The 6,561-nt window shown below is 24.6% G+C and carries 6 protein-coding genes and 4 tRNA genes; 2 read left to right on the forward strand and 8 right to left on the reverse strand.

Going from position 1 to position 6,561, the window contains the following annotated elements:
- Nucleotides 1-40 precede the first annotated feature (40 nt).
- On the reverse strand, nucleotides 41-1,015 hold the full coding sequence (gene ftsY, locus JRW51_RS02720; protein ID WP_250328649.1) for a signal recognition particle-docking protein FtsY: 975 nt from the start codon (nucleotides 1,013-1,015) through the stop codon (nucleotides 41-43).
- 376 nt (nucleotides 1,016-1,391) lie between these two features.
- On the opposite strand from ftsY, the gene JRW51_RS02725 reads away from it, so the two are divergent.
- A complete protein-coding gene (locus JRW51_RS02725; protein ID WP_250328650.1) occupies nucleotides 1,392-2,117 on the forward strand; it encodes a hypothetical protein in 726 nt (241 codons plus the stop codon).
- Nucleotides 2,118-2,282: 165 nt separating this feature from the next.
- On the opposite strand, the gene JRW51_RS02730 is transcribed toward JRW51_RS02725, so the two are convergent.
- From JRW51_RS02730 to JRW51_RS02760, 7 genes are all read right to left on the reverse strand, one after another.
- Nucleotides 2,283-2,356, reverse strand: a tRNA-Trp gene (locus JRW51_RS02730).
- Nucleotides 2,357-2,400: 44 nt separating this feature from the next.
- Nucleotides 2,401-2,475, reverse strand: a tRNA-Trp gene (locus JRW51_RS02735).
- Nucleotide 2,476: 1 nt separating this feature from the next.
- Nucleotides 2,477-2,553: transfer RNA gene (locus JRW51_RS02740), tRNA-Glu, on the reverse strand.
- Nucleotides 2,554-2,630: transfer RNA gene (locus JRW51_RS02745), tRNA-Asn, on the reverse strand. It abuts the tRNA gene before it with no gap.
- A 90-nt stretch (nucleotides 2,631-2,720) separates the two neighbouring features.
- Complete coding sequence (locus tag JRW51_RS02750; RefSeq protein WP_250328651.1) at nucleotides 2,721-2,957, reverse strand: acyl carrier protein; 237 nt, start codon at nucleotides 2,955-2,957, stop codon at nucleotides 2,721-2,723.
- 15 nt (nucleotides 2,958-2,972) lie between these two features.
- A complete protein-coding gene (locus JRW51_RS02755) occupies nucleotides 2,973-4,076 on the reverse strand; it encodes a YitT family protein (RefSeq protein ID WP_250328652.1) in 1,104 nt (367 codons plus the stop codon).
- Nucleotides 4,077-4,132: 56 nt separating this feature from the next.
- Nucleotides 4,133-5,482, reverse strand: coding sequence for a CNNM domain-containing protein (locus JRW51_RS02760; RefSeq protein ID WP_322948390.1), 1,350 nt, complete (start codon nucleotides 5,480-5,482; stop codon nucleotides 4,133-4,135).
- A 237-nt stretch (nucleotides 5,483-5,719) separates the two neighbouring features.
- Between JRW51_RS02760 and JRW51_RS02765 the strand changes: the two genes are divergently transcribed.
- Complete coding sequence (locus tag JRW51_RS02765; protein WP_250328654.1) at nucleotides 5,720-6,496, forward strand: hypothetical protein; 777 nt, start codon at nucleotides 5,720-5,722, stop codon at nucleotides 6,494-6,496.
- Nucleotides 6,497-6,561 lie beyond the last annotated feature (65 nt).

Genomic DNA, 6,561 nt, shown 5'->3' on the forward strand with positions numbered 1-6,561 from the left:
AATTAATACCGTTTTTTTATATATAAAATTTTTCAAGTATTTATTGAAAATTAAAAAGATTATAAATAAATTGTTCTGGTTTAAATATTTCTAGATCGTTAATTTTTTCTCCTATACCTAAAAATTTAATAGGAATACTAAATTCTTCTGGAAATGATAAAATTATTCCTGGTTTACTTGAACCATCTACTTTGTTTAAAACAAAACCAGAAACTTGACCGATTGTTTGAAAACCTTTTATTTGTTCAATCAAGTGATAACCTGTTGTAATATCTAGTACGATTAAAAACTCTGATGGCTCATATCCTAATAATTTATTGGATATATTATACATTTTCTTGAGCTGATTCATTAAATTAATTTTATTTTCAAGTCGTCCTGAGGTATCACAAATAATAACATCATGCTTATTAGTTAAAGCATAATTTATTCCTTTATAAAGTAAACTGCTTGGGTCTTGTTTATCTTTTTCTGGCAATATAATATCAACTCCTGCTTCATTAGCTCAATATTGCAATTGATGAGAAGCAGCTGGTCTAAATGTGTCTGCTGCAACTAATAAAACTTTTTTGTGATTTTGTGTTTTTAAATAATTTGCTAATTTACCAATAAATGTCGTTTTGCCTGATCCGTTTACACCTGCAACTAAAATAATAGATGGTTTTTTATCAGATAAATTTAACTGATATTTTTTATCATCAATGAAAGATTTATAACCATTAATGATTTTTTCAATTAAAAATTGATTAATTTCATCTTCTTTTAAATTATGAATTTTAGTTTCTTTTTTTAACTCATCGATTAAAAATTTAGCAAAGTTATATTCAACGTTAAAATCAATTAAAAATTCTTCTAGATCTTGAAAAAAAACTTCATCTATTTTTTTATGTCTGCTAAATATTTTTTGAAAAAATATTTTTAAATGCCCTTTACTCTTGGATAAACTGCTTTGATAGTTTTTATTTAATTTAAGCGAACTGCCTAAAATTTTTCTTTTTAGATTAAATATCCCCATTTAATTTTAAATTTTTGATTTTTTTTTAATTTATATATAAATATTAATCATTTATTAACTAAAAATTTATAATTTAAATAAAATAAATATTGTATATTATTCAATTTATTAATTTATACCGTAATTTTTTTTAAATTAAAAAAAGGTTATATATATATTATCTACTTTCTAAAAGTATATTGATAAATTAACTTTTAAAAATTAATCGTAGATGAAAAAAACCAAAAGATAATCGTAAACAAATACAAAATAGATACAATTGGTTTAGAAATTGTTTAAGAATATAAAAAATGCTACCATACAAAACTTAAATAATGCCCAATATTGGAAATATGATGATTTGATGATTGTTGATGATAAAAAGTTTTAAAAAAATATGACTAACTCTAAGATAGAATTTTGAAAGATAATATGTCGGTTTTTAATTCCTAATTCAAGGAGTTTTATTGATAAAATCGAGGCTTTTGAAGCTATACATCACCACCGAGATTTTAAGAACACAATAACTCTACAAAGAAAAGAAAAAAAATATTTTCATTTAACTAATCAAAAAATAAATGACATTGTAAACATTGATTATTTTGAAGATGAACTAAAACAAAATATTAAGATTGAAAATAAAAAATTAAAAATAGATAAGTCTAATTTTAATATGGATAGTTTTCCAAGAGAATTTATCCCAATTATAGAATCTGTGATTAAGGCCTATCAACTTTTATTTGATAAAGAAATTTTAGCAGTTGATGAAACAAAAAACATCCACTTCACAAATAAAGTAAAAAAAGATAATGAATCTCCATTAGAAATTATCTATGAGGAAAAAGATCCCCCTAAAGAACAAAAATTTTCTGTCCATTGATTAGGGTGTGAAATTAATATTTCAAACGAAGACATTGAAACTTTATTTTCAATGAACTTTAGTTATGCTCAAAAAAAAGATATTTTAAATAATATTTGTGATCTGCCATCAATATTTTTACCAATAATTGAACAATATAAAAGCAAAATTATTGAAAAATCAATAAAAATTAAAGAAAATAAAAAAGAAAATAATAATATAAAATTATTTGTCGATTGACTTGGTGAAATTTATATATACTAAAAACTGTAACTTCATTTTAATAATAAAAGAAAAAATTATATTATTAAAATGAATTGTTAATAACAAATAATAGACAAATTAATTTAAACAGGATGACAAATCAACTGCTTGTCATCCTGTTTTTTTAACGTTATTTAACAATTTTATTTATTATTTATTTAAAAATGGCAGAAGTAGTAGGAATCTAACCCACATCAATAGTTTTGGAGACTACTGTTTTAACATTAAACTATACTTCTAATAATTTTTAAATAATGGTAAATTGATTCAAAGACCAAAAAAGTGGCAGGGGTAGAAGGAATTGCACCCACGTGTGTGGATCTGAAGTCCACTGTTCTGCTAACTAAACTATACCCCTGTGGCGACCTGTATGGGATTTGCACCCATGAATGTAAGAATGAAAATCTTATGTGTTAGACTACTTCACCAACAAGTCTGGCGCCTAGTGAAAGATTCCAACTCTCCACCTATCGGTTAACAGCCGATTGCTCTAAGCAACTGAGCTAACTAGGCAAAATACAAATTCAAATATAAAGTACAACTCTATATTTTCTTTTAAATTATATACAAAAGATCGTACTTTATAAATTTATAAAATTGATTTTATTTTTTAGTTTTATAAATAAGTTCTATAAAAGAATTAAAAGTTTTAATTTTATATAAATCATTGGTATTAAATCGGATATTCATTGCATTTTCTATCTCAATTATAATTTCAAAAAGTTTCAATGAATCTAATTCTGATTCTTTAATAGGAATATCATCAGTTAACAATTTTGGATCAACATCTAATTTTTTTAAAATTTCTAAAACTTGTTTTTCAATTTCGTTTTTTTTCATTGATTTTGATTTTGATTAACTTCAGGTTTTTTTAACAAAGTTTCCTTTCACTTTTCAAACATAATTTGTAACAACAAACGCATCTGGATCATATTTTTTAATAATATTAACTAAAATACGATATTCATGTAAAGACAGGATAACGAAAAAGATTGTGTTTTCATCATTACCATATCCTCCTCGAGCTGGTATCTTAGTATAACCTCGTTGCATATTTGCCTGTTTAAAAGCCCTTGCTATTAAATACTCATTTTTCGAAATAATATGCATCGATACAACCCTTTGTTTTGGTAAGAAATAATCAATAATAAAACTATAAACTCCAAAAAACATAATACTTCCAAAAAATCCAACATCAACTAAAGCTGAGAATTTATGTTTAAGGGCCATAGTCCCAATGAAAGCGATTAATAAATTTAAGGCAAAATTAACTATCCCTATTGTTTGATTTTTAGTTTTTGTTAAGTAAACACTAATAAAATCAGTTCCACCTGTTGAACCAGCTCCGTTATAGACCAAAACACAACCACTACCATAAATAACACCGCCGATTAAACAACTCATCATAACTCAACTTTTAGGAATATCGTTGGGATGTTTAAAAAGTTGATGAACCACATTAACAATAACAGATGATCCATCTAAAGATAGACCAAGAATTATCTGAGTTCCAAAATAAATTAAAGTTAAGGATGTAAATTTCCACCCTAATTTAATAAACCCAAAAATAATTAGTGGAACATTTAGAGCTAATTGAATAAAGAATAATTGATAAAACGCGGGAGATACAGTTCCTCCGGTGTGATCAATCAAATAATAAATAATCAATGCAGCTCCTAACATACCACCACCATATGTTTTAGTTGGTGTAATAAGTCAAGCAATAGCAAAAAAATTAAGAACAGCACCACAAATTATTGAAAATATTTTTAAAGATTCAACAACATAAACTTTTTTAAAAAAATTTGAGAATTCATTTTTGTTGGGGTGGAGAATTTGTGGTTCAATAAAATCAATAAATTCTTTTGATTTTTTCGTTTCATTTTTTGAAAGAAAGCGCTTATCTTTTAAAGTATTTTCTCTTTTTGATTGAGGGTTGTTTTTATGAAATTTAAACATGAAAGTTTAAAAATTTTTATTAATAATAGATTTTGTTATTATATAAGACTTTTTATTTATTTATCATCAGTTGATGAACTGACTTCCTTTGTTTGAATAATTTCATCAAGACTTGATAATACTTTAACAAAAAAATAATTTATATTATCTATTTTTTTCATTTTAAATTGTAAATATTTTCCATCAAATTTAGTAACACTAAGTTTTGAGTTTTTGACAGATTTTGTTAGAATAAGTTTTTTGTCATTTATCCATTGATAAAAAAATGCTTCTTTTGCAAATGCTAGTTCTTTAATATCATAATGGTCTTTTCAAGTTTTAACAAGTAAACGAAGTGGAGTCAATGGATGAATTTGTCAATTATTATTTTCGAGATATTGAACAAAATCATCAATAACATGTTTTTCTTGAACATTACCCACAACTATACTAAATAAATTCTCTGCTGTTATTAAACCAACAACATTATTTGTTACTGAATTTTGAACAATTGCATATCATTGCTTATTAGTTTGTAGTTTTGCTAAAACATTTGCTTTGATTTCGTTATCATAAACAAAAATAACTTTTTGATCAAGAATAATGTTATCCACTTCGAAATCTTTTGTTTCGATGTATTTTAGAAGAAAGTCTTTAACATTTAGTCAACCTACTGGTTGATTAGTCTTTCTACTTAATATAGGCAAAGGATAATCAAAATTTAAATGATTGATATATTCAAAAATAACTGATGGTTTTTCATCATCATAAATTGAAAATATGTTATCTCAAGGAATATAACAGTCTTTTATGGTTGTATCATCAAATTCAATCGCAGATTGAACCATTTGTCTTTCAGCTTCTTCTAGAATACCCTCGTTTTTAATCAAAGAAAATAATGTTTTTAATTCTTTTTCTGAAAATAATTGTTGTTTATTTTCTCTTTTAACTTTAAAAATTTTAAAAACTAAATAATTAGCTGGGAAAAAAATTAAGTAAATAATATAGATAATTGAAGAATATTTGATTGAAAATTTTTCTGGTTTTTTTCTTCCCCAAATTTTAGGAAGAATTTCTCCAAGAAATAACATCAAAAGTGTAATTATTATTAATACTATTGCTAGAAATCCACCATGAAAACCTCAATGAATCATACAATATGTAACAATTGATGGTAATACTATTTCAGCGATATTATGAACAGATATGAGCGCTGTTACAACGTAGTTGTAATTTTTACAAATAAAAATAATTTTATTTAATTTCTTTTTTGTTTTTTCTGGATGTTTACTTTCAACAAAAATATGATGAATTTTGGTTATTGATGCTGTTGAAGTTGCAGACTCCGCAGCGGCAGTAAATGATGCAATAAACAAAAACAAGGATATTATAATAATAAGCGCAATGACCTGATAAAGCGTGGACAATTTTGTAATTTAGAAAATTTAAATATTATTTTAAAGTAAATATACCTTATAATATGATAGTTTAATTATGGTATTTATTTAGATTCAATTATAAAGAAAAAATAAATCTAAAAAATTGGATAAATAAACTATTTTAATTGTTTTATATTTTGAATCTATTATACTTTATTAAATAGTAAATATATAGTTTTTTCCATTTATTTTAACATTTCAATAGTTTTATATAAATTTTAAAAAATGAAAAAAAGTAAACTTATTTTAAAATTCATTTCAATCATATCATTACCTATATTAATTCTTGCAAGTTGTGGATATAGTAAAAGTCAACCATATTACATTGATTTGACAACTAATTCAGAGGAAGTTTTTAATACTTTGTGGGGAATAAATAATAGCGGTAATAAAAGTAATAAAAAAGCAAAAAATGATAACAGTCAAAATATTGTCTTTTACATTGGAATTAGTTCATGTCCGTTTTGTCATGCTTTAAAAGATTTAGATACTGATGCTACTTCTGCTATGGAAACCTACATGACTAAATATGGCGATAAAGCTTTGGATGGTTGATTTAAAAAAAACACTGAAAAAGGTTATGGACCTTTAAATACATTTGCTAAATCATTGAATGATCATAGTTCTGATAAAGGAAATTTAAACACCAAAGTTTATGGAACATGAATTACTGGATATAAAGTTGGTGATTTCCCTATTGGTGATAACTGAACTTATGGATTAAGTCCAAAATGACAATGGGTTGGTAACTTTATCGATCAATTAAAACGAAGTAATACCCCTTATTACAGTTGGAACGATTCTTCTCAAACATTTACAGTAGGAGAACAGTTTAACTATGCTATCCCTATTCTTATATTTGCGAAGCCAACTAATAAAGATAACTCACCAACATCATCTTATTGAACAAAATATAATATCACTGGATATCTATCTGGTTATTTAACAGAAAGTCAACTTTGACAAGCATACATGCAGTTTATTTTAGCGCAAAAAACTTAACAAGATAAATTAAAATATGTCATTAACTTCTGAAATTAAAGTAATTGACAAACAATTTATAAAAA

It is taken from the genome of Mycoplasma sp. SG1 (genome assembly GCF_023612375.1).
Lineage (GTDB): Bacteria > Bacillota_I > Bacilli_A > Mycoplasmatales > SG1 > SG1.